24 protein-coding genes are annotated in these 22,737 nt (G+C 59.7%); 13 read left to right on the forward strand and 11 right to left on the reverse strand.

The genetic code is table 11. The features are described from left to right. Window positions 1-2: 2 nt before the first annotated feature. From VOI23_RS08555 to VOI23_RS08565, 3 genes are read left to right on the forward strand one after another with little or no spacing between them, the layout of a single operon-like run. Entirely contained in the window at window positions 3-1,367 is a 1,365-nt protein-coding gene (locus VOI23_RS08555; RefSeq protein ID WP_323784127.1) for a DUF6638 family protein, read from the forward strand. Between the two features lie 9 nt (window positions 1,368-1,376). After that, the gene (locus VOI23_RS08560; protein WP_323784129.1) at window positions 1,377-1,643 is read left to right on the forward strand and encodes a hypothetical protein; all 267 of its coding nucleotides are present in this window, start codon (window positions 1,377-1,379) and stop codon (window positions 1,641-1,643) included. A gap of 13 nt (window positions 1,644-1,656) precedes the next feature. Beyond that, window positions 1,657-2,304: a DUF1523 family protein gene (locus tag VOI23_RS08565; RefSeq protein WP_323784131.1), complete on the forward strand. Its 648-nt coding sequence runs from the start codon at window positions 1,657-1,659 to the stop codon at window positions 2,302-2,304. Between the two features lie 181 nt (window positions 2,305-2,485). Here the strand turns inward: VOI23_RS08565 and VOI23_RS08570 are convergent, their stop codons facing one another. Beyond that, window positions 2,486-3,937: a PLP-dependent aminotransferase family protein gene (locus VOI23_RS08570; protein WP_323784132.1), complete on the reverse strand. Its 1,452-nt coding sequence runs from the start codon at window positions 3,935-3,937 to the stop codon at window positions 2,486-2,488. Window positions 3,938-4,048: 111 nt separating this feature from the next. Here VOI23_RS08570 and VOI23_RS08575 point away from each other — a divergent pair, with 111 nt between their 5' ends. From VOI23_RS08575 to VOI23_RS08585, 3 genes are all read left to right on the forward strand, one after another. Further along, complete coding sequence (locus VOI23_RS08575) at window positions 4,049-4,945, forward strand: ketopantoate reductase family protein (RefSeq protein ID WP_323784134.1); 897 nt, start codon at window positions 4,049-4,051, stop codon at window positions 4,943-4,945. Between the two features lie 148 nt (window positions 4,946-5,093). Next, window positions 5,094-5,405 carry a helix-turn-helix transcriptional regulator gene (locus VOI23_RS08580; protein ID WP_323784136.1) on the forward strand — a complete coding sequence of 104 codons (312 nt, stop codon included), beginning with the start codon at window positions 5,094-5,096 and terminating at the stop codon, window positions 5,403-5,405. Further along, window positions 5,398-6,432, forward strand: a complete 1,035-nt coding sequence (locus tag VOI23_RS08585) for a permease (RefSeq protein ID WP_323784138.1) — start codon at window positions 5,398-5,400, stop codon at window positions 6,430-6,432. The genes VOI23_RS08580 and VOI23_RS08585 overlap by 8 nt, the downstream gene beginning before the upstream one ends. A gap of 49 nt (window positions 6,433-6,481) precedes the next feature. Here VOI23_RS08585 and VOI23_RS08590 read toward each other — a convergent pair whose 3' ends face one another. Next, window positions 6,482-7,042, reverse strand: coding sequence for a HupE/UreJ family protein (locus VOI23_RS08590; RefSeq protein ID WP_323784140.1), 561 nt, complete (start codon window positions 7,040-7,042; stop codon window positions 6,482-6,484). 201 nt (window positions 7,043-7,243) lie between these two features. After that, window positions 7,244-8,641 (reverse strand): aspartate aminotransferase family protein, encoded by a 1,398-nt coding sequence (locus VOI23_RS08595; protein WP_323784142.1) that lies wholly within the window; start codon window positions 8,639-8,641, stop codon window positions 7,244-7,246. Window positions 8,642-8,882: 241 nt separating this feature from the next. Here VOI23_RS08595 and VOI23_RS08600 point away from each other — a divergent pair, with 241 nt between their 5' ends. Beyond that, on the forward strand, window positions 8,883-10,148 hold the full coding sequence (locus tag VOI23_RS08600) for a glycerate kinase type-2 family protein (protein WP_416376517.1): 1,266 nt from the start codon (window positions 8,883-8,885) through the stop codon (window positions 10,146-10,148). A gap of 30 nt (window positions 10,149-10,178) precedes the next feature. Here the strand turns inward: VOI23_RS08600 and VOI23_RS08605 are convergent, their stop codons facing one another. From VOI23_RS08605 to VOI23_RS08620, 4 genes are read right to left on the reverse strand one after another with little or no spacing between them, the layout of a single operon-like run. Then, window positions 10,179-11,057 carry an OmpA family protein gene (locus VOI23_RS08605; RefSeq protein ID WP_323784144.1) on the reverse strand — a complete coding sequence of 293 codons (879 nt, stop codon included), beginning with the start codon at window positions 11,055-11,057 and terminating at the stop codon, window positions 10,179-10,181. Window positions 11,058-11,113: 56 nt separating this feature from the next. Further along, window positions 11,114-11,686 (reverse strand): peroxidase-related enzyme, encoded by a 573-nt coding sequence (locus VOI23_RS08610; RefSeq protein ID WP_323784146.1) that lies wholly within the window; start codon window positions 11,684-11,686, stop codon window positions 11,114-11,116. Continuing rightward, window positions 11,683-12,414: a GNAT family N-acetyltransferase gene (locus VOI23_RS08615; RefSeq protein WP_323784149.1), complete on the reverse strand. Its 732-nt coding sequence runs from the start codon at window positions 12,412-12,414 to the stop codon at window positions 11,683-11,685. Before VOI23_RS08615 ends, VOI23_RS08610 begins: the two co-directional genes overlap by 4 nt. Next, window positions 12,411-13,133 carry a competence/damage-inducible protein A gene (locus tag VOI23_RS08620; RefSeq protein ID WP_323784151.1) on the reverse strand — a complete coding sequence of 241 codons (723 nt, stop codon included), beginning with the start codon at window positions 13,131-13,133 and terminating at the stop codon, window positions 12,411-12,413. The genes VOI23_RS08615 and VOI23_RS08620 overlap by 4 nt, the downstream gene beginning before the upstream one ends. A 46-nt stretch (window positions 13,134-13,179) precedes the next feature. Here VOI23_RS08620 and sfsA point away from each other — a divergent pair, with 46 nt between their 5' ends. Continuing rightward, window positions 13,180-13,878 carry a DNA/RNA nuclease SfsA gene (gene sfsA / locus VOI23_RS08625; protein WP_323784153.1) on the forward strand — a complete coding sequence of 233 codons (699 nt, stop codon included), beginning with the start codon at window positions 13,180-13,182 and terminating at the stop codon, window positions 13,876-13,878. A 73-nt stretch (window positions 13,879-13,951) separates the two neighbouring features. Further along, entirely contained in the window at window positions 13,952-14,800 is an 849-nt protein-coding gene (gene map, locus VOI23_RS08630) for a type I methionyl aminopeptidase (RefSeq protein WP_323784155.1), read from the forward strand. Window positions 14,801-14,884: 84 nt separating this feature from the next. Here the strand turns inward: map and VOI23_RS08635 are convergent, their stop codons facing one another. Together VOI23_RS08635 and VOI23_RS08640 are read right to left on the reverse strand one after the other, a co-directional pair. Further along, a complete protein-coding gene (locus tag VOI23_RS08635) occupies window positions 14,885-15,748 on the reverse strand; it encodes a DUF2189 domain-containing protein (protein ID WP_323784157.1) in 864 nt (287 codons plus the stop codon). A 201-nt stretch (window positions 15,749-15,949) separates the two neighbouring features. After that, window positions 15,950-16,582: a type VI secretion system-associated protein TagO gene (locus tag VOI23_RS08640; RefSeq protein ID WP_323784159.1), complete on the reverse strand. Its 633-nt coding sequence runs from the start codon at window positions 16,580-16,582 to the stop codon at window positions 15,950-15,952. A 249-nt stretch (window positions 16,583-16,831) separates the two neighbouring features. Here VOI23_RS08640 and VOI23_RS08645 point away from each other — a divergent pair, with 249 nt between their 5' ends. Together VOI23_RS08645 and VOI23_RS08650 are read left to right on the forward strand one after the other, a co-directional pair. Beyond that, window positions 16,832-18,316: a SulP family inorganic anion transporter gene (locus VOI23_RS08645; RefSeq protein ID WP_323784513.1), complete on the forward strand. Its 1,485-nt coding sequence runs from the start codon at window positions 16,832-16,834 to the stop codon at window positions 18,314-18,316. A gap of 10 nt (window positions 18,317-18,326) precedes the next feature. After that, window positions 18,327-19,175 (forward strand): universal stress protein, encoded by an 849-nt coding sequence (locus tag VOI23_RS08650; protein ID WP_323784161.1) that lies wholly within the window; start codon window positions 18,327-18,329, stop codon window positions 19,173-19,175. A 72-nt stretch (window positions 19,176-19,247) separates the two neighbouring features. On the opposite strand, the gene rsmD is transcribed toward VOI23_RS08650, so the two are convergent. Together rsmD and VOI23_RS08660 are read right to left on the reverse strand one after the other, a co-directional pair. Then, window positions 19,248-19,805 (reverse strand): 16S rRNA (guanine(966)-N(2))-methyltransferase RsmD, encoded by a 558-nt coding sequence (gene rsmD, locus VOI23_RS08655; RefSeq protein WP_323784163.1) that lies wholly within the window; start codon window positions 19,803-19,805, stop codon window positions 19,248-19,250. Beyond that, window positions 19,802-21,013 (reverse strand): NAD(P)/FAD-dependent oxidoreductase, encoded by a 1,212-nt coding sequence (locus tag VOI23_RS08660; protein WP_323784165.1) that lies wholly within the window; start codon window positions 21,011-21,013, stop codon window positions 19,802-19,804. Before VOI23_RS08660 ends, rsmD begins: the two co-directional genes overlap by 4 nt. A 95-nt stretch (window positions 21,014-21,108) precedes the next feature. Between VOI23_RS08660 and VOI23_RS08665 the strand changes: the two genes are divergently transcribed. Together VOI23_RS08665 and VOI23_RS08670 are read left to right on the forward strand one after the other, a co-directional pair. Next, window positions 21,109-21,594 (forward strand): peroxiredoxin, encoded by a 486-nt coding sequence (locus VOI23_RS08665; protein WP_323784167.1) that lies wholly within the window; start codon window positions 21,109-21,111, stop codon window positions 21,592-21,594. Between the two features lie 212 nt (window positions 21,595-21,806). Beyond that, a complete protein-coding gene (locus VOI23_RS08670) occupies window positions 21,807-22,709 on the forward strand; it encodes a hypothetical protein (protein ID WP_323784169.1) in 903 nt (300 codons plus the stop codon). Window positions 22,710-22,737: the final 28 nt, after the last annotated feature.

Raw genomic sequence — 22,737 nt, forward strand, 5'->3', positions numbered from 1 at the left:
TCATGAAACGCCTCATCACCCGTGGCCTGATGTTCGGCAACCTGATCCATGTCAGCAGCCCCGCCCTGGTGGAGCGCTATAACCGCGCGCTTGCCCATCTGACCGGCAAGCGCACGGACCTCAGCGATTTTCATATCGACATTTCCGGATATTCCCCGGAGGTGGGCGATGAGCTCAACGACCCCCTCTATCTGAACCCCAACGGCGTCAACCGGCAGTTTATCCTGCTGAGCACGGCGCAGAAAACCGCGCCGCTGCTGAACGTCAAATTCTCCATGTCCCGGTCGATCCTGCGCCAGTTCATTGAGGAAAACGAAGCACAGCTTTTCGCGCTGACCGCCAAGGATGCGGTGGCGGGGGAACTGCTCAATTCCGTTTATGCCGTCAGCGATCCCAAGGCGCTGTTCAATATCCGCAAAATCAAGATCGAGGCCGACACCACCGCCGGCACCGTCCGCGATGCCGAAGAGCTGGGCCAGAAGATCGACCGCTTCATGGCCGAAGATGACGCGTGGTTCGACGATGTGTTGATCGCGGAAATGGTGACGCTGGCCAAGAAAACCGGCGATGTGACCCGCAATCCGGTGCGGCTGAAACAGATGGAATTCGGGCAGGACAATTTCTGGACCGCGCATTTCGGTGGGCTGTATATTTTTCGCGGGATGGATCATCCGGCTGCGATCTGTGCCGGGGATAAATCAGAGCTTGGCAAACTGCCGATCAAATACACATTCGATTTCAGCGACCGCAACCAGATCGCCAAGTTTCTTGAATACAACGATTTGGTTGAACCGATCGTCAAGGCGCGTGGCATCGACGCCGGGGCGATCCTGCGCCAGAAGCTGGATTTCATCATCGTCGATGCGGCGCAGGAAACCGGCATCGACCTGACCGGGGCCAGCCGCCGCGATATCCGTGCGCTGGCCCGCGCCCATGCCGGGGATTTGCCCGAGGAATTTCACGGGCTTCAGGCCCTGTTGCAATGGGCCGAAGACGAAGGGCCGTGGCCCCGGATCAGTTCCGATCACCCGGCTTATTTCTACACTCTGCGCGCCGCCGATCATGCCGACCGCGATCTGGTCAACATGATGCTGGCGGAACTGGCGCCCAAGGATGTGCGGCAATTGTTCATCTGTCACAAGGAAGCGTTCTATCGGGCCTATCAAGGCTGGAGCGAGGCTAAGAAATCCTATGTGGCGGATTTCCTTTACCGGGAATATCAGGTGGACAAAGCCGGGACGCGGGCGGCCTTGTTCGGGCATGATGATGCAATGGCGGAACCAGAGCGGGATCTGATAGACAGGGTGGGTCCGTGGGGGGCAATCCGGCGTAAACCGGGCGGTGTCAAAGGCCCCTGGGGCAGATAGGAGGCGAATATGTTTGGACTTGCGCGGTTTCTGATTATTGGATTTGTCATTCTGACCCTTATCTACACAGGGGTGTCGCTCTGGTCCCGTTCGGTCCGGAAGGCCAAGCTGAAAAAAGAATGGGAAGAAGAGGTCCGTCAGGGCGACAAGGAAGAGTTCGTCGAAGAAGGTCTGGAAGACTATTCGCATTCGTTCCGGCGCAAACTGATCCTGCTGGTCTATATCGTGCCGGCGTTACTGGTGCTTCTGATCATCTATCTTGTGAATATTAATTAAGGAGGCCGCTGCAATGGTCTATTTCAAATGGGCATTCTGGGGCACGATCTGGCTGATCGTGGCGGCGTTCTTTCATTACACGTTACCGCAGCACGATATCGTGCGGATCGTGAACACCTATGAAGAACGACAGGATCTCAGCGACTGGACCCGGAGATTCTGGTCCACGCCGGACGATCAGTCGCAAACACTGGAAAATCGCGATGTGCAGTTCATTCAGGCGGTCACGCCCGAAGGCAAGGCCCGGGTGTATCGCAATGAAGATACCGGTTGGCACTGGCCGCCCTATTTCAAGTTCGACACCGCCAATCTCTATACCGAAGCGAATGATGCCAAATCCACCAAAGCTCAACCGGAATGGTATTCGATCACTCATTATGGCTGGCGCAATGAATATCTGTCGATCTTCCCCAACGCGGTGGCGTTGAAGCCGGTTGCGGGCCCCGATGCGACGATCATTCCATGGCTCAACATCATCATTCTGACGCTGTTCTTTGCGCTGATCTGGGCGATCTGGGTGCGCTGGCGGCGGTTCCGCCGCAACCGGATCGACCCGATGCTGGAAGAGCTGGAAGACAGTTATGATGCAGCTTCGGACGCTGTCGCGGATAGGCGGGGCAGGATCGGTCGCTGGCTGGGCAGTTGGCGGTCGAAGAAGTGAACCAAGGCCGGTCTCAGATTAATGCGCTCCTTTAGAGCAAAGCATAGTACAGCATTGCTTTCTTATGTGGGGCTGTGCTGTACGGCGGCGCAAACGAATATCTTTGGGGCAGGGGGCATGCCTGGATATCAGGTTCGTCAGCTGAACGGTTAATGCTTTGGTGCGGGTTTCGCCGCAGTCATCACAATGCCTCGGCAATCAACCTGATCCCCTCGGGGATACGTTCCGCCGGGATCGAGGAATAGGCCAGCCGGAAGTAATTCTTAGGTGGGGTGGAGCCGTTAAAGAACCGTTCGCCCGCTTCGAACAGCACGCCTTTCTGCATCAGTTGCGCCGAAACCTGTCCCATGTCAGTGCCGTCCGGCGCGCGCATCCACAACGACGATCCGCCAAAAGAACGGGCTCCGGCGATTTCCAGCCCGTACTCGCGCACCGCTTGTTCCATCACTGCCCGACGTTCAGCCAGAACCTTGCTCATGCGCCTGATCTGGGCGTCGTAATGGCCAAGGCTGAGGAAATAGGCGGCGGTGCGTTGAATATGTCCCGGCGGATGGCGTAGCACGCTGGCGCGTAATGCCCGGGCTTCGCGGATGAAGGGTTCGGACCCCACAAGATAACCTAGCCTAAGCCCTGGAAACAGCGACTTGGAAAAACTGCCGACATAGATCACCCGGCCGTCCGCATCGAGCGATTTCAACGCAGGTGAAGCGGGTGACAGAAACGACATTTCGAATTCGTAATCATCTTCGACAATCAACGCCCCCATGTCGCGTGCACGTTGCAGCAAGCGGCGGCGGCGCGCCACCGGCATGGTCGCAGAGGTCGGACAATGATGGGACGGCGTGGTAAAGATCACATCGCTGCCGTCGGGGATCGCATCCGGTTGCAAACCGTCCTGATCCACATCAACCGGAGCCAGACGGCAACGCGATTGGATCAGAATGTCTCGCAGTGCCGGATAGCATGGGTTTTCAATCACGGCCAGGCGTGACTGGGTAAGCAGCACCTGTGCGGTTAACCAAAGCGCGTTCTGTGCTCCCAGCGTCAGCAAAACCTCGGAAGGCCGGGCATGAATGCCCCGGCGTGGCAGGCTGTGGCGCAGGATGAATTCGATCAGTTGCGGGTCGTCCTGATCGTAATAGTCCGCCGTCATGGCACCGAAGTCTTTCTGGCCAAGCGCGCGCAGCGCACAAAGACGCCAATGCGCGTGATCGAACAGCGTCGGATCGGTTTGCCCATAGATGAAGGGATAACGGTATTTCGACCAATCCAACGGTCGTTCAAGCGCGAAATTGCTAGTGAAATGCTGACCGATCGCCCTTGACCAATCGACCGGATCGCCTTCGGTCTTCTCTGGTGGTTCCGGCATTGGTTCGGGTGCCGTTTCCGATACGAAATAGCCTGATCGCCCACGAGAGCTCAGGTAGTCATTGGCCACAAGCTCTGTATAGGCCAACGTGACGGTGATCCGGCTGACGCCCAGATGCTGCGCCAGTTTGCGGGTCGAAGGTAGCTTTTCCTCGCGCCGGAACCGGCCCGACAGGATGCCTGCCGAGATCATTTGCAAAATCTGCGCTTGCAACGTTCCCTGATGCTTCGGATCAAGGAAGAATGTTTCGACGGGAATGGCCATTGGCAAACATTATCTGGTCTTAACTTGGGGGTAAACTGGCCTTATGGGGGCGGGTGACAGCGGCGCGAACTTGCGGCAGGGTGCGCCGCACGTACGTTGGAAGGAATGACTATGAAAATCGCAGTGATGGGGGCCGGTGCGGTCGGGTGTTATTACGGAGCGATGCTGGCGCGGGCCGGGCACGAGGTGGTGCTGATCGGCCGCCCGGCGCTGGTGCAGGCGGTGCAAACCAACGGGCTGATCCTGGAAATGGGTGGCGAAAGCCACGAGATCGCGGTTGAGGCAAGCGGGGATCCCGCCGCCATGGCCGGGGCCGGGATGGTCCTGTTTTGCGTGAAATCCAGCGATACCGAGGAGGCGGGCCGGCAGATAGCGCCGTACTTGTCGGACGATACGCTGCTGTTGAGCCTGCAAAACGGTGTCAGCAATCCCGAACGGTTGCAGGCGGTGACCGGCCATGCGGTGATCCCCACGGTGGTCTATGTCGCGTCCGCGATGGCGGGGCCGGGCGTGGTACGCCATGAAGGGCGCGGCGACCTGGCCATCGGCGGGCCGGGCAGCGATGCAGCGGCCGAGATTCTGAACGGTGCCGGGGTGGAAACCCTGGTGTCGCCCGATATCGTGGCGGCGCAATGGGTGAAGCTGATCCTGAACTGTGCGTACAACGCCCTGTCGGCCGTGGCCGACATGCCCTATGGCCCGCTGGTCGTGCAGGACGGCATTCCGGAACTGCTGGAAGACAACGTCGCCGAATGCCGTGCAGTGGCCGAGGCGGCAGGCGTCATGCTGCCGGGTGGGTTGCTCGACAACATCCGGGGAATCGCGAAGGCGATGCCAGGGCAATATTCCTCGACTGCGCAGGACCTGCGGCGCGGTCGGATGACCGAGATCGATTTCCTGAACGGTGAAATCGTGCGCAAGGGCTGCGAACTGGGGGTGCCGACTCCGATCAACAAGACCCTGACGGCGCTGGTGAAACTGGCGGAATCGAAGCTGATGAAAGGGTAAGGGCCATTTCCTGCCTTGCCGACCATGAGTCGGCCGGGCTGAAATCTGGCCTGCTGGTATTGCGAAGCGTGTGTTTCTCCTTGTCGCTTGACCTGCTGTCCAAAAAAACTATAAAACTAGTTATATCGAATCAATTGGAGGCAAGCCAATGAACTGGGAAGAAGCGGCCAACGGATTTTCCGCCATGGGATCGGAGGCGCGATTACAAGTGCTCAACATACTGGTCCGGGCGGGCGAACCCGGCCTGACTGTCGGTGAAATACAGCAACGCACCGGTATCGCGCCTTCGACTCTGGCGCATCATCTGAAATTTCTCGCTGCTGGTGGGCTGGTCGAACAACAAAAGATCGGCCGTAGTACCTTCAACCGTGCCCGGTTCGATGAATTGAGAGATCTCGCGCAATTCATCCTGTGCGAATGCTGCGCTGATATGGACAGAGAGGCGGCGAATAATGGCTGACCTTACACAGATCCCCGGCCGGAATTGGAAACAGCTGACCGGTTATCTGCAAACGCCTTGGGCGGTGATCGTTGTTTTGCTTGGCGCTGTTGCACTTCTCGATCCCGGAAATCTGACGCCGACCATCATCTTCGCCGCGCGGGCACTGGCCCATACCGGACAATATATCCTCTTCGCAGTGCTGCTGCTGTCCTATCTCAAGGCCACCGGGGCCGAGGTCATGGTCGCCAGCGCTTTTCAGGGGCGCGAAGTGCGGATGATCCTGCTGGCGGCCCTGTTCGGCGGCTTGGCGCCATTTTGTTCCTGCGAAGTCATCCCGTTTGTTGCCGGTCTGCTGGCTCTTGGGGCGCCGCTTTCTGCTGTGATGGCGTTCTGGCTCAGTTCACCATTGATCGATCCGCCGACCCTGTTGATTACCGCCGGGGCTTTGGGCTGGTCTTTCGCTATTGGCAAGGCGGTATTCGCCATCGCCTTGGGGCTGTTTGGCGGTTTCGTTGTCAAAGGGTTGATCGGACATGGGGTGTTTGCCGACCCTTTGAAGCCGCGCAAAACTTCCGGATGCTGTTCATGCAGCGGCCCGAAGCTGGACGGAAAACCGCATTGGCGGTTCTGGCAGGAAGACCCACGCCGGGCGGCCTTCCGGGAACAATTCCTGTCCAACGGCTTGTTCCTGCTGAAATGGCTGGCTCTGGCCTATGTATTGGAAGCCTTGCTGGTGCGCTACGTTCCCGCCGATCTGATTGCGCAGGCCGTGGGCGGTGAAGGTGTGCTTCCGATCGCCATTGCGGCGCTGGTCGGGATGCCTGCTTACCTGAATTCCTACGTGGCCCCACCGCTTCTGGCCGGGCTAATGGACCAGGGGATGAGCACGGGGGCCGCCATGGCCTTTATGATCGCTGGCGCGGTCAGCTCGATCCCGGCAATGGCGGCGGTTTGGTCGCTGGTGAAGCTGCGGGTCTTCGCCGCCTATCTGGGTCTTGGCATCAGTGGCGCGATCATTGCCGGGATTCTGTTTCAACTCGTTTGATGATTGGACGGGGAGGCTTTACTGCGTCCCCGTCTGAAATATTCCAAGGTCAGCCGAACGCGACCATCAGCCCAGCCAAGGCGGTAGCGCCACCCACGACGCGCAGTACCTTTTCCTGTCTTTTCAGCAGCAGGCCGATCCCGGCACCAATCCCGTGAAGTCCCGCCGTCGCGGCGGCAAAGCCGATCCCGAAGGTCGCCGCCTCAGCGTGACCCAACTCCGCCCCGTGGGCATGGCCGTGGAACACGGCGAACAGGCCAACGACCACCGCAGCAGTCCGCGGGTCGGGCCGGACCGCCATCGTGACCAGCAGCCCAAGCGCCACGGAAGACGCTAGGATCATCGGTTCCACCATAGGCAGCGGTAAGCCGGCCAGCGACATTGCAAAACCGCAAATCATCGCCGAAACAAAGCTTGCTGGAACCGCCCAGATGGCGCGCCCGCCGATTTGTGCCGCCCACAGGCCGACAACGACCATGGCCAGGATATGATCCAGTCCGAACAGCGGATGCGACAGGCCGGCGGCCACCGATCCATGTTCTGACGGGTCGAGATGGGCCAGGGCAGGTGTCGCGATCAATGCGGGGGAAAGAAGGCTCAAGCGTTTCATATGGTTCCTCAATTTGGTCAACCGGCATCCCGGATTGGGTTATGCCCGGGCGGAAAGAACCATGAGGGGGCAATCGTCTCAAGGGAAAAGCCCACAGAGACGCCGCTTTTCAATCGACCCGAACAAAAAAAGGGCGGACCGACACGCGACGGACCGCTCTTCTTTTTCAAAGCATTGGGACAGCGCCCCTCACGCTTTCTCTTAGCCGAACACCTTGGTCAGCGCCTTGTCCACCGCGTCGGTGATCGCGTCGACCTCCTGTGCGGTCACGATCAGCGCGGGCGAGAAGCACAGCACGTTGTTGCGCTCCGGAATCGACCGGTTCGACGCGCCGATGATCACGCCCAGATTGCCGCATTCGGCAACCACGGCGCCGACATCCGCTTCCGCGACCGGTTCTTTGGTCTCGCGGTCCTTGACCAGCTCGGCCCCCAGAAACAGCCCCTTGCCGCGCACGTCGCCGATTACCGCGTGCTTTTCCATCAGCGCTTTCAGATTGCTCATGAAGCGTTCGCCCATCTTGGTGCAGTTTTCCAGCAGGCCCTCATCCTCGATGATGCGCATGTTTTCCAGCGCCGCCGCCGGACCCCCGGTGCAGCCGCCGAAGGTTGAGATGTCGCGGAAATGGTCCATCTTGTCCGAAGGGTCGGATTTGAACAGGTCGAACACCGCTTCGGAGGTCACGCAGCAGGCGATCGCGGCATAGCCCGAGGCGACGCCTTTCGCCATGGTCACGAAGTCGGGCTTGATCCCGTAATGCTGATAGCCGAACCATTCAGTGCCCGTGCGGCCGATGCCGCAGACAACTTCGTCGATATGCAGCAGCACATCGTATTTGCTGCAAATCTCCTGCACCCGTTCCCAGTATCCCTCCGGCGGGGTGATCACGCCGCCGCCCGCCGTCACCGGTTCCAGGCACAGCGCGCCGACGGTTTCGGGGCCTTCGCGCAGGATCACGTCCTCGATCAGATTGGCGGCTGCAATGCCGAACTCGCGGCCCGACAGGTGACCGAGGCCCAGTTCTTCCTTGCGATATTCCATACAATGGGGGACGCGCACGAAACCCGGCGCGAAGGGGCCGTATTGCATGTTGCGTTCGTCCTGCCCGCCCGCCGACATCGCAGCCAGTGTGCCGCCGTGGTAATCGCGGTCGCGATAGAGGATCTTGTGCTTCTCGCCGCCGTATTTCTTGTGCGCGATCTGGCGCACCATCTTGAACGCCTTCTCGTTCGCCTCGGACCCTGAGTTGCAGTAGTAAACACGGCTCATGCCTGGCATCTTTTCGATCAGCTTTTCCGAAAACTGCGCGCCGGGAATTGTGCCGGCGGAACCCGCGAAATAGTTCATCTTGATCAACTGGTCGCGCACCGCGTTGGCGATGCTTTCGCGGCCATAGCCGACATTCACGGTCCAGACCGCGCCGGAGACGGCGTCGAGATATTCCCTGCCCTTCTGATCCCAGACCTTCAGCCCCTTGCCTTCAACGATGACGCGCGGTTCACCGTTTTCAAAAGGTTTGTGCTGCACAAGGTGGTGCCAGACATGGGCGCGGTCGGCATCCACCACCGCCTGAATGTCGTTTTCGAATTTGCCGTCCATGATCGGGAACTCCATTTGTCATGAGGGGGCGCGGGCGGATTCGTCCTGGCGCCTTTGGATCTATTTCACACGCGAAGCGGGGGGATTGGATAGCGCCAGTTGGCGGGCTCCTTTAAGTCCAGAAGCGGAGCGCCTGTGGAAAGCTGCGCCTCCGGCGGGAGTATTTGAGCCAAGAAGAAACCGGGGCGCTTTTCATTCCCGGACCCGCTGCCTAGGCTGGCTCGCAAAGAGGGAGATTGGAATGGATGAGCGGACCTTCCTGACACGGATGTTCGGCGCGGCGATCCGGGCGGCGGACCCGAAAGAGGCGCTGCGCGCGCATCTGCCGGAACGGCCCAAGGGCCGCGTGGTTGTGATCGGCGCTGGCAAGGGGGCTGCGCAGCTCGCCGCTGCGTTCGAGGAGTTGTGGGGCGATCCGGTCGAAGGGGTGGTGGTGACGCGTTACGGCTATTCCTGCGCTACCCGGCATGTGAATGTTCTGGAAGCTGCCCATCCGGTGCCGGACGCGGCGGGGCTTGCCGCTTCCCAAGCGCTTTTCGCGGCGGTTCAGGGATTGGGCGAGGACGATCTGGTCGTGGCGCTGGTCTGCGGTGGTGGATCCGCCCTGCTGGCCGGGCCCGCCGAGGGGCTGACGTTTGACGACGAGGTGGCGCTGAACAAGGCGTTGCTGGCCAGCGGCGCGCCGATCGGGGCGATGAACGCCATCCGCAAGCAGGTCAGCCGGATCAAGGGCGGGCGGCTGGCGGCGGCGGCCTATCCGGCGCGGGTGGTGTCTTTGATCGTGTCGGACGTGCCCGGGGACGATCCGGCGCAGGTGGCCAGCGGGCCGACCGTGCCGGATCATGTTGGCCGGGCCGAGGCGCTGGCGGCGATCCGCGATTACGGTATCGAACTGCCGCAGCGGCTGCGCGAATTCCTGAATACCGCGCCCGAGGACGCCCTAAGCCCCGACGATCCCCGTTTCGCCCGCAACGAGGTGCATGTCGTCGCCTCCGCGGCCAAGTCTTTGGAGGCGGCAGCGGAGCTGGCCCGCGCTGAAGGCATCCCGGCGGCGATCCTGTCGGATGCGATCGAGGGCGAGGCACGCGAAGTGGCCAAGGTTCATGCCGCCATCGCCCGGGAAGTGGCGGCGAAGGGGCGGCCCTTTGCGTCGCCCGTCGTCCTTCTGTCGGGCGGCGAAACCACGGTGACTCTGCGGGGCCAGGGCAAGGGCGGGCGCAACAGCGAATTTCTGCTGTCGCTGGCGTTGGAAATCGACGGGGTGGCGGGGGTGGCTGCGCTGGCCGCCGATACCGATGGGATCGACGGATCCGAGGACAATGCAGGCGCCTTCGCCAATGGCGGCACCGCGCGGGCGATGCGGGGCGCCGGGGTCGATCCGGCCGGGGCGCTGGCCGACAACGATGCCTATAGCGCTTTTGCTGCGGTTGGTGGTCTGTTCGAACCCGGGCCGACGGGGACGAATGTCAACGATTTCCGGGCGATCCTGGTGCGCGGCGAGGGCTGAAACTGGGGCCGGTATGCTGGCGGCGCATGGCTAGTCGGTATTCAGCAGCACCGCTTCGACCCGGCGATTGGTGTCGCGGCCTTCGGGCGTCTGGTTCGGCGCAATGGGGGCGAGATAGCCCATGCCTTCGGCGCTGAGCTGTCCGCGTACCGCTCCATAGTCGCTGACCAGCCGTTCCAGCACCGAGGCAGCGCGTTTTTTCGATAAAGCGATATTGCGGTTCAAATCGCCAACCGCATCGGTATGGCCGACCAGCGCGATGCGACGAGTCGGATCCGCAGACAGAAAGGCAGATAGCGCCTCGAGCGAGGCATAGTTGCCATCCCCCAGTGAGGACGATCCCGTTTCGAAAGACAGATCGTTCAGAACCACATGGCCCTGGGTCACAAGCAATCCGACAATGTCAGACGGCAGCGCAACGTTGTCTGCGCTGACCTCTGCAACCTTGACATTCAGCGCGGCATCGGGGTTTTCGCCCGGTTGCACCACGCGGATCAACTGTATGAAACCTGCATTGGCACTGCGGCTAACCAGTAAGCCAAGATAGTCGCCAGGTTCTTTCTGTGCCGACAGGAACCGGAAATCACCCAGATCGACATGCATGAGCGGTGCCGGCAAAACTTCGGTCTCGAATCGGAAATCGAAGCCGCCGCAATCCAGCGTGTCGCATTCGAAAAGCACCTCATACCCGGCCTGCTGCAACTGTTCGCGCAGCGGTGCCAGAAGTTGAAGCGATGTCATTCCCTGTGCCGCGATGCGCCAGCTTTGTCTGGTGACGTGACCTTCTATCGGATCTGTCCAAAGAGCGCCGTCCGCATAGGGGCCAAGCGGCAAGGCGTAACTGTCCAGAGCGACATTTTCATTCGCCAGCAGATCGGCAGAGCCAGGCAGTATCAGATCCAATGCCACGGCCGGTCCCGCGAGGGACAGGCCGAAAGCCAGCGCTATAACAGGCCCGGCGCGCATCAACGATGGCTGGCGTGATATTCGTCATTGGGACGCATATCGATCGCAGCGGCGACCCGGTTCGACATGTTGTAGAATCCGGTCGTATTGGCGATGTCGAAAATGTCGTGATCGTTGAACCCGACATCGCGCAGTGCCTGACGGTGATGTTCTTCGATCGTGGCGGGCGCATTGGTCAGCAGCACCGCAAAATCCAGCATTGCCTTCTGCCGCGGTGACAGGTCGGCGACCCGGTAGTTCATCACCAGCGCTTCTCCCAACTTGGGATCGCCGGACAATTCCCGCACCGCTGCGCCATGTGCGGTCAGGCAATAGAAACATTTGTTTTCCGAAGACACTGCCACCGCAATCATTTCGCGTTCCAGCTTGCTGAGTCCGCTTTTGGCCAGCATCACGTTGTTATAAAGCCCCGAGAAGGCGTTCAGCTTATCGATGTCGAACGCATGAGCGGCCAGAACATTGGGCACCAATCCCAGCTTTTCCTCGCAGATATTGAAATATTTCTGCGTTGCCTCGGGCAGCGGATCGACGGGCTGCAGGTTCAGTGCGGTGATCGCGGTTTTGTCGCTCATGACAGGTCCTCCTGATGTTTTCGGTAATGGTATTGTCCGCAACGGGACATGCCCAAGCTTTGATATAATGCATTCGCGGCATCGTTTTCTTGTGTACAGACCACGGAAATTTGACTGGCGCCATTATCGCGGGCCCAGAACGCCGCCAGTCGCATAAACCAGCGCGCCATGCCCTGTTTACGCTGGTGCGGCAGGATTTCCAGCGCGTGCAGCATGGCTATGCCGTCATGGATGGCGACAAAGGCGGTGCCAGCGGGGCTGTCGTTCAGGCGGCCCAGCAGCGATGTCTTGGGGTCTGCGGCGCGGTACATCACCGCGATCCGTCCCGGCCCGATCCCGCCCTTTGCCCAGATGTCGATTTGAATCGCCAACGGATCCCAGACCGAAAAGGCCGTCACCGGCGGCGGAAATTCGGTGGCGATGTCATCCACCGGCGCGATCCAGAAATTCACTGGATCGACCACGGCATAGCCGCGTTCGTCCAGCATCATATCCAAATCGTCCTGACCTTGACGAATCTGGAACAGCCGGGGCTGTCCCAGTTCCTGCATTGCCGCCTCGGCCAGCGGGATGTCATCTGCGGTGACCGGTCGTTTCGCGGTGGCGGCAGATACCCTTTGGCCGCCGCCCTGACCTTCGCGGATCAGCCAGGGGCCGAGTTCACGAGTTGTGGCGGCGGGCCAGGTGGCATCGATCACATCGTAAAACTTGTCCATATCCGTTGTCATTGCTGTACCATCCGCGCCAGTTCTGCCATCGCTGCATCGACCTTGGCGCCGTCCTGACCCCGGACCACGATATTGGTCCCGAACACGCCGTTATGGGTGAACGGGTAAGATCCGAAAGACAGGTCGGGAAAAGCCTTGGCCAACTGGCCCAACGGTGCGGCGATCTCGCCTTCTCCACGTTCCACACGCAGGCTCTGCGACAGCAGCGGCGCACCACCGGTCAGGGTGGGCAGGATGCTGGCAACCATAGCTTCGAAAATAGTGGGGACACCGGCCATGACATGGACGTTTTCCAAGGTGAAACCGGGGGCGATGGAAATTGGGTTGTCGATCAGGGAGGCCCCTTCGGGGATGCGTGCCATGCGCAGCCGGGCGTCGTTCAACTCGGTCCCGGTACGGGCATAATGCGCCTCCAGCAGGGCGCGGGCATCGGCGCGTACGTCGATCTGAGCGTCAAAGGCAGCCGCGATGCAATCTGCTGTTATATCGTCATGGGTCGGTCCGATTCCGCCCGAGGTAAAGACATGGTCATAAGCCTGTGACAGCGCCCGAACCGCCATTACAATCGCGTCGGTGTCATCGGGAACAAAGCGTGCCTCTGCCAAGGTGATGCCGTGTTTAGTCAGCTCACTGGCAAGGTGATGCATGTTGCTGTCTCGGGTGCGGCCGGACAGAATTTCATCGCCGATTACCAGCATTGCGGCAGTTGGGTTGGTCATCGCCCCTCTCCTTGCGAAAGCGTCAGTCCCGGTATAGGCGCGGGACATGCGCTTTCAAACCCCTCTTGTGCCCGCAGTGCTGATCCGCCGCTACAAACGGTTTCTTGCCGATGCCCGGCTTGCGGATGGTCATGAAATCACCGCCCATTGCGCCAATCCCGGATCAATGATGGGATTGGCAGAACCGGGGATGCGGATTTGGTTGGAACCCAATGACGATCCCAAGAAGAAGCTGAAATATGGCTGGCGGCTGGTCGAACATGGCGGTGGCCATTTCACCGGTGTCGATACATCAGTGCCGAACCGCGCGCTGAAAGCCGCGCTGATGGCGGGCGAGGTGCCCGGGCTGCAATACCCGCAGCTGCGCCCCGAGGTGAAATACGGTGAAAACAGCCGCATCGATTTTCTGCTGTCCGATGGCGCGGCCCGCGCCTTTGTTGAGGTGAAATCGGTGACGCTGTGCCGTCAGCCGGGGTTGGCCGAATTTCCCGACAGCGTCACCGCAAGAGGACTAAAACATCTGGACGAGTTGGCGCGCGTGGCGGCAGGTGGGGATCGCGCGGTCATGCTCTATCTTGTTCAGCGAACCGATTGTGAACGGGTGGGTATCGCCGGCGACATTGACCCGGCCTATGCGGCGGGATTGGTCCGGGCACGCGCCGCCGGGGTCGAAGTGATGGCTTTCGATTGCCGTATTTCGCCGCAAGAGATTGAACTGGGCAGGCCGCTGCCTTTCATAACCTGATGGCGGTGCCGAACCCGGATATGGGACCATTCCCGCACTGGTCCTTGCCAGATATCTGTCCTAAATAGAGAGCATGATTTTGAATCTTGGCAAGAAGGTGGACCCGGTGAACGAGACGCATCAGGGACGAATTACGCGCGATGGCATTCGCATCCATGAACCCGGCGATTTCGCTGGCATGCACAAGGCAGGGGCCTTGGCTGCACAGATTCTGGACGAGATGATCGAGCATGTGTTCCCCGGCCAGACCACCGCCGAAATCGACCGGATCATCGAAGACAAGGTGAATGCCGCGGGTGCGAAATCGGCCACGATCGGCTATAAAGGCTACAAGCATGCCAGTTGCATCAGCATCAACCACGTGGTCTGTCATGGCATTCCCGGCGACAAGAAACTGAAGGATGGCGATATCCTGAACATCGACGTCACGGTGATCGTCGACGGTTGGTTCGGCGATACCAGCCGGATGTATGTCGCCGGTAAACTGAACCGTAAGGCCGAGCGGCTGATCCAGGTGACCCATGACGCGCTGTTCAAGGGGATCGAGATGGTCCGCCCCGGCAACACGTTCGGCGATATCGGACACGCGATCCAGGCCTACGTCGAAGGGCATCGGATGAGCGTGGTGCGGGATTTCTGCGGTCACGGGCTTGGCCGGGTGTTCCATGCTCCGCCCAACGTACTGCATTACGGTCGTCCGGGCACCGGCCCGGTGCTGGAAGAAGGTATGTTCTTCACCATCGAACCGATGGTGAATCTGGGTCGGCCGGAGACCAAGATTCTGGCCGATGATTGGACCGCAGTGACCCGCGACAAGTCGTTGAGCGCACAGTTCGAACATTCCATCGGTGTCACTGCGGATGGCTACGACATTTTCACCCTGTCGCCGGCGGGCAGGTTCCATCCGACCTATTCGGCCTAAGCGGGGGCAAGGGCGCGGCGCGCCCGTCGCCGCGTGCGGCGACTCCCCCGGGGTATTTTGGGTCAAGATGAAACCAGCAAGCGGTCAGTCCCTGAACCGGATTGCGGAACGATAGAGATGCCAGGTGGCGTGACCGAGGATCGGCAGCGCCAGGATCAGCCCGAGAAAGACCGGGATCGAGGCGACAATGAGGATCGCCGCGACTGTGAGCCCCCAGAAGCCGACCACGCGCGGGTTTTGCCAAGCGAGACGGAAAGATGTCGCCACTGCCACGGGCAGCCCGACCCGGCGGTCGATCAGCATCGGGAATGAAATCAGTCCGGTGATCAGCGCCAGAAGTGCAAAGACCAGACCGACGGCAAGACCGAGGGTCATCATCGCATAGCCTTCGGGCGTGGTCAGAACTGCCGTGGCGAGGTCGCGCAACGTTCCCGGCAAATCGGGGCCGAGCGTAATCCGATAAATCCAGGCTGCCGCAACGAGCCAGATCGCGTAAAGTGCGATGAGATAGAGCCCGAGCGAAAACACCGGCCCGGCGACAGCGGGACGCAACACTGAAAGCGCCTGCGACCAGCCGGCGGTTTCGCCCAGCTCGCGGCGGCGGCTGAGTTCGTAAAGCCCGATGGCGACGAACGGTCCGATCAACGCAAATCCTGCAGCCATCGGAAACAGCAAGTGCAGCATGTTTTGCTGAAATGCGATGAAGGCCAGCAGGATGCCGATAGCGGGATAGATCAGCACCATGACCATCACGTCGCTGCGGAAATGGGCGAAATCGTCGACGCCCTTGCGCAGCGCCATGCGGATATCGGCCAATGTCAGCGGCCGGATTTCTGGCAGTTCGGTGTCATGGCTGCCGATGCTGACGGCCACCGTTTCGAGTGCATGTCCCGCATCAGAGAGCGTCGCTGCCCCCCAACTGAGCGGGTTTCCAATAGTTTTGACCATATTATGTCCTCCCTTTTTCCAAGGCAGGCCGGCGCGATCAGGCTGTTTTGGACCACGTCTTCGGCGGAGGAAGTCGCGGTCGAAACGACGTCGGCCAAGACCAAGGATAACACGAAATGGGACATCGGCGGTTCAATTTGTCTCGATCACCGGAGCGAACGTGTAATGACGTTTTGTTAGGAGCAAGGGTGGCCGTTTGCATCACCAGTGACATTCCTCGCGCAGTGGCTTTATGACATCCGCAAGCCCGGTCAGATTGAATTCTACGTCGATTGCGCTTTCCGAGTGCGGCGTCGCCCTGACAAAAAGCTTCTGATGGTCAAATAGCGACTTGATGACCGGTATCGAACTGCGGCCATCCCACAGTCCGAGAGCCTCATGGTTGTTAGATTCCCGAAACCGTTTCTTTTTCGCTGGGGCCGTGTCGATGCGGTAGGTTACGGTTCCGTGTTGGTAGTCAGACATAAAATGGCCGCCGAAGTGAATCCAAAGGCTTGTCGTGTTTTCCCTGCATGCAATCAGCAAGGTTGCCCGTGTCAGATTACCAAAACGACCCAAGGTAGGTTCTTTGGCGTCGGTGGACAGGATCACATTCCTTGCATCGTTAATCGGGGACTGTTTCGTTGAAACAGCCCAATGATCGACGTTTGGAAGTGTTTGGGAAACATCTGGTTTCTGTTCGGATGACGTATCGGTTGCACGAAACAAGGCATCGTAACACGCGAGGCGTGTCTTATCGATTTTCAAAGCCGCGCAACGCGATTTGGCATCTTCCGATCCGATCGCTTGAGACCCGAGTACGGCAAAGGCAATGATCGCGAGGAAAAGGCGCATGATTCCACCCAGTATAGCTGATAATTCTTTCCGTACCCTTTTTGGTAGCATCATGGTTGTGCCCAACAAAGAGGATTCACTGCGATGCCACCGGATGAAACAGTCTGATCAGGTTGCAGTACGACGGTGAACGCGTATAAGCGCCGCGTATGCGTGAACGGGCCGCTATGGCCCCGAACTGTCGATCCGAAAGATACTGACCCACCGGCGCCCTGATAGGGACGACCGGGAACGGAGGCCTGATTGCCGATGATGTCCCTTTCTTCCTACAAACGTGAATGGTTCGGAAATATCCGGGCCGACTTGCTGTCTGGACTGGTCGTGGCGCTGGCGCTGATCCCCGAAGCCATCGCCTTTTCGATTATCGCGGGTGTCGACCCCAAGGTCGGACTTTATGCCTCTTTTTCCATCGCGGTGATCACCGCGATCGTCGGCGGACGGCCGGGGATGATTTCGGCGGCCACGGCGGCCACGGCGGTGTTGATGGTGACACTGGTGAAGGATCACGGGCTGCAATATCTGCTGGCGGCCACGATCCTTGCGGGGGTGTTGCAGGTGGGTGCGGGATTGCTGCGGCTGGGCTACGTGATGCGGTTCGTATCGCGCTCGGTGATGACCGGGTTCGTCAACGCTCTGGCGATCCTGATTTTCATGGCGCAATTGCCCGAACTGATTGATGTACCGCCCCTGACCTATGTGATGGTCGCCGCCGGATTGGCCATCATCTATATGTTCCCGCTGCTGACCAAGGCGATCCCGTCACCGCTGGTCTGTATCGTGATCCTGACCATCGTGTCGCTGGGCCTTGGCCTCGATCTGCGGACGGTGGGCGATATGGGCGAATTGCCCGATACGCTGCCGATTTTCCTGTTGCCCGACATTCCGCTGAATCTGGAAACGCTAATGATCATTCTGCCCTATTCGGCGGCGGTCGCGGCGGTGGGGCTGCTGGAAAGCCTGATGACCCAGAACCTGGTCGATGAACTGACCGATACCACTTCGAACAAGAACCAGGAATGCATCGGTCAGGGCGTCGCGAATTTCTGCACCGGTTTCATTGGTGGCATGGCTGGCTGCGCGATGATCGGCCAGTCGATGATTAACGTGAAATCGGGTGGGCGCGGTCGGCTGTCGACCTTCATCGCGGGGGTGGTTCTTTTGATCCTCGTGGTGTTCCTGGGCGATTTGGTGGCGCGTATTCCGATGGCGGCGCTGGTGGCGATCATGATCATGGTGTCGGTTGGGACCTTTAGCTGGTCCTCGATCAAATCCCTGCGCGAACACCCCACGTCGTCGAGCATCGTGATGGTGGCGACGGTGGTCTTCGTGGTCTTCACCCATAACCTGGCGATCGGGGTTCTGGTCGGCGTTTTGCTGTCGGGTATCTTCTTTGCGTGGAAGATCGCGCAGCTTTTCGCGGTACGATCCGAGCTGTCGGCGGATGGTCGTGAGCGCCGGTATATCGTCGAGGGGCAACTGTTTTTCGCCTCGTCGGAGGATTTCATGAAGGCGTTCGATTTCCACGAGGCGCTGGAAAAGGTCGTGATTGACGTCAGCCGCGCCCATATTTGGGATATTTCTTCGGTTGCGGCCTTGGACATGGCTGTGCTCAAGTTCCGCAGGGACGGTGCCGAGGTGGAAATCATCGGGATGAATGAAGCGTCTAGCACCATCGTGGACAAGCTGGGCGAACATGACAAGCCCGGCGCAATGGACAAGTTGCTGGCGCATTGAGGGGACGGATATGAGCAAGATCATCGCATTGGTGGACGGATCGGATTATTCCGAAAGTGTCTGCCACCATGTCGGTTGGATCGCGGGCCGGATCGGCGCCTCGGTCGACCTGTTTCATGTGTTGGGACGGCGAGAAGCGTCGAATGGCGATCTGAGCGGCAATCTGCGGCTTGGCGCACGGAGCAAGATCATGAGCGATCTGGCCGAACTGGACGCGCAGCGGGCCAAGCTGGCGCAGGCGCAGGGGCGCGCGATTCTGGAAGATGCCAAGGCGCTGATCGAGGGCGATGGGGTCAAAGCCGTCACGCCGCATCTGCGCATCGGTGACATTGTCGAAACCGTGGCCAGTCAGGAACAGGGTGTCGACCTGATCGTGATCGGCAAGCGTGGCGAGGCGGCCGATTTCGCCAAGATGCATCTGGGATCGAATCTGGAACGGATCGCGCGGGCGGCAAAAAAGCCGGTATTTGTTGCCAACCGGGCGTTCAAACCGATTGAAAAGGTGCTGATTGCTTTCGATGGTGGGGTCAGCGCGATGAAGGCGGTGGACTACGTTGCCCGTGATCCGCTGTTTGCCGGGCTGAGCTGCACCGTGGTTACAGTCGGCAAACCGAGCGGGGATGCCAAGCGTGGGCTGGATGACGCCAAGGCGACGTTGGCGGCAGGCGGGCACCAGGCCGAGGTCATGGTGATCGAAGGCCAGCCGGAAACCGCGCTGGGCGATCTGGTCGATGCCAAAGGCTATGATCTGCTGGTGATGGGGGCCTACGGCCATTCCCGCATTCGCAGCATGATCATCGGATCGACCACGACCCAGATGATCCGCACCTGCAAGGTGCCGGTGGTCTTGGTGAAGTAACGGGGATTGGGGGCGCTGCCCCCGTCGCCGCAAACGGCGCCTCCCCCGGGATATTTTCAAACAGAAGAAGTCTCAGGCTTGCAGCAGGGTGATGGTGGTATCGCCATATTTGCGTGCGTCAAGATAAGTCAACGCTTCGGGCGGGGCAATCGTGGCGCTTTCTTCCCATACGATCAGCGCGTCCTTGGCGATCCAGTTCTGGTTCAGTGCCTGAAACAGGGCGGTTTCGCCCAATCCCTTGCCATAAGGCGGATCGAGAAAGATCAGGTCATAAGGCGCACCGGGGTTTTCCGGCAGTTTTCGGGCGTCGCGGCGGATCAGTTTGGTTTGCGCCTGCGCCTCGCAAATGCCGATATTCTGCTTAATCAGGCTTGTCGATTTGTTCCCGTCATCGACAAAGGTGACATGGGCGGCCCCGCGCGACAGCGCCTCAAGGCCAAGTGCGCCGGTGCCGGCAAACAGGTCCAGCACCCGGGCGTCAGTGATCGGGTCGCCAAAGCGACCGCCAGACAGCATGTTGAACAGGCTTTCGCGGGTGCGGTCGGTCGTGGGGCGCAGATGGGCACCGGGATCGCCCTTGCCGACCGAGGCCAATGCACGGCCCTTGAACGACCCGGCAACGATCCTCATGCCTTCATCAGCGCTTTCAAGTCGGTTTTCGGGTCGGCCACCAGATCGGGCGCGGGCGATTTCCCCCCTTCGATCAGGCGCTTGCCGATCATGTAGGCGCGCGGATCATTGGCGGCGTCGACGGCCAGCAGCGTACTGTCCTTGTAGTACCAGAACGAAACCGCCCCGTCCTTTTCGCCCGGGCGGGTGATCACCCTGTCATAACCGGTATTGAGACCGGCGATTTGCAATTTGGTGTCATACTGGTCGGACCAGAACCACGGTTTCGGAACATAGGGTATCTGCGCGCCCATGATGTTTTGGGCAACACATTCGGCCTGATCAATGGCGTTAGGCACTGATTCCAGCCGCAGCCGCCCGTCTTTGTAGGGGAACGAAGCGCAATCGCCAGCTGCCCAGATATGCGGGTCGCTGGTCTGGCCCATCTCGTTGGTCTTGATCCCGTTATCTATCTCGATCCCGGCGGCTTCGGCCAGTGCGGTGGCGGGGGAGATGCCGACGCCAACGATGACAAAATCGACCTCCAGAGTACTGCCATCGGTGAGCTTCGCCCCGGACACGTGCCCGTCCCCGGTCAGTCTGTCCAGACCGACGCCTTCGCGTATATCGACACCATGCGATTGGTGCAGGTTGCGGAAGAAATCTGAAGTTTCAGGTGCGGCCACACGTTGCAGGATGCGGTCGGCCATTTCCACCAGCGTCACTTTCAGGCCCTTCTTGGCCGCCACCGCCGCGGCTTCCAGCCCGATATAGCCGCCGCCCACAATCAGCACCCGGGCGCCGTCGCGGAATTCCGGGGCCATTGCATCGACGTCTTTCAGGTCTCGCACGACATAGACACCGTCAAGTTCACCGCCGATCGCGCCGGGCAGGCGGCGCGGCACAGATCCGGTTGTCAGCACCAGATCGTCATAGGCAACCGGCTGTCCACCCGCGATCACCACCTTGTCGGATCGGTCGATCGACTGCACCACCTCATCGAGATGCAGAGTGATGCCGTTTTCGCTGTAGAAGCTTTCAGGGCGCAGGAACAACCGTTCCAGATCCATCTCGCCCAGAAGGTATTTCTTGGACAGGGGCGGACGCTGATAAGGGGGAACATGTTCTTCACCGATCAGGGTAATTGATCCGGTGAAGCCTTCGTTGCGCAATTTGGCAACCAGAGATGATCCCGCCTGACCGGCCCCGACTACGACGACCTTTTTCACGATGTTCCCTCCCAAGCGAAATTTTTTGTGGCTGGCTTTGCCGCGAACCCTATATGACGGGTTACTGAGAAAGCAATCAAGGACATTAGTTGACAATGACAATTTCTGTAGGAGACCGCCTGCCGGAGGCCACATTCATTCGCATGGGCGCTGAAGGGCCAGAAACCGTTGCGTTGGAAGACAAGATCAAGGGCCGGAAAGTGGCGATCTTTGCGGTGCCGGCGGCGTATTCGACCACATGCCAGACCGCTCATATGCCAAGTTTCATTCGTAGCAAGGACCGCTTTGCCGAAAAGGGCGTGGACGAAATCATCTGCATCGCCGTGAACGACCCCTTTGTGATGGCAGAGTGGGGTAAAGCAACCGGCGCGGACGAGGCCGGAATTACGATGCTGGCCGATGCAGACGGGTCCTATACCCGTGCAATTGGAATGGAATTCGATGCCCCTGTCGTGGGGCTATATGGCCGTTCAAAACGCTACGCGATGTTGGTCGAAGATGGTGAGGTTACTGTATTTCAGCCGGAACTGACACGCGGTTGCGAGACATCTTCGGGTGAAGCCCTGCTGTCAGAAATGTAACCGCCTGGACAGGAAGGCCGTCCGAATGTGCCGATGCAAGTTCTGCTTCGGATTGATTGCACAAAGTTTCGGACGGCTATCCCCTTATTCTAGCACTGAATAACGGCTTTCTATTGGTAACGCTGTGCCGGCCAAACGCAGCATAAACTAAACAGGATTCAAAACCTGTCCGTTAGTTAGGAGGACAAGGTATTTAGTATTGGAGTTTAACGATGAACGTGACGTCATCGATATCCGCAGTTGCGATGAGTTGGTCGGCGCACAGCCGGGTTAGCAGTCAGGAAGCCCCTGAACCCACTCGCGGTGAAAGGCTTGTCGCGCGACTGGATAAGAACCAGGATGGCGGCATTTCGGCGGAGGAATTGCAGGGTACCCGACTGGGTCGGCGCATGAGCGTCGATGCGTTTTCCAAGATCGACGGAGACAGCGATGGCAAGCTGTCAGCAGGCGAAATCGATTCCTTTAGAAATGAGAACGGTCTTCCGGGCCGCCGTGTCGGTTGGTCGCGCCACGGTCATCATCATCACAATCATCATGGCGATACAGCAAGGGCGGTGTCGCAACGGGCCGAACTGCAGACTGGGGGGGCCAGCGAAACCGAAACTGAAACGTCGTTGACCATCGTGTCCTTCGAATCGACGACGACCAACAGTTCGGGCGAAACGACAACGACGAGCGTTCTGGCGATCCAAGCCTATTCGAGAACCGCGTCGTCTGCAGGAGCTGGCGTACAGGGAGAAGCCGCTGATGCGACCGTGGACGCCGAGGCGGTCGACGTCACTCCGGGCGTCGTGGCCGATGCGGGTGCAACGACCCCGGGTACTGAAAACAAGGTGGTCGCAGACACAGTGGACAATTCCGCTCCGGCTGAACCTGCCGGGACCAGCGAGTCCGTCGCCCTTGCCCAAGCGGTCAATGCTGCCGATGAGCCTGATAGTGCTGCGGAAATTCTTGAGGAAGTTGCTGCCGTCGAGGCTGCCGAAGCCGCTGCGGTAACAGAGGAGGTCGCAAAACCCGATGAGGCCGTCGCGACCGGCGAAACCTTTTCCTCCTCAGTCAATGTGACGGCTTTGTTTGCCTATTCGAAAACGGTCGAAATGGCGACCTCGGCTTGATGATATCTGACAAGCGGCGCACCAGTCG

The organism is Thalassovita sp. (assembly GCF_034670005.1).
Classification (GTDB): domain Bacteria; phylum Pseudomonadota; class Alphaproteobacteria; order Rhodobacterales; family Rhodobacteraceae; genus Thalassobius.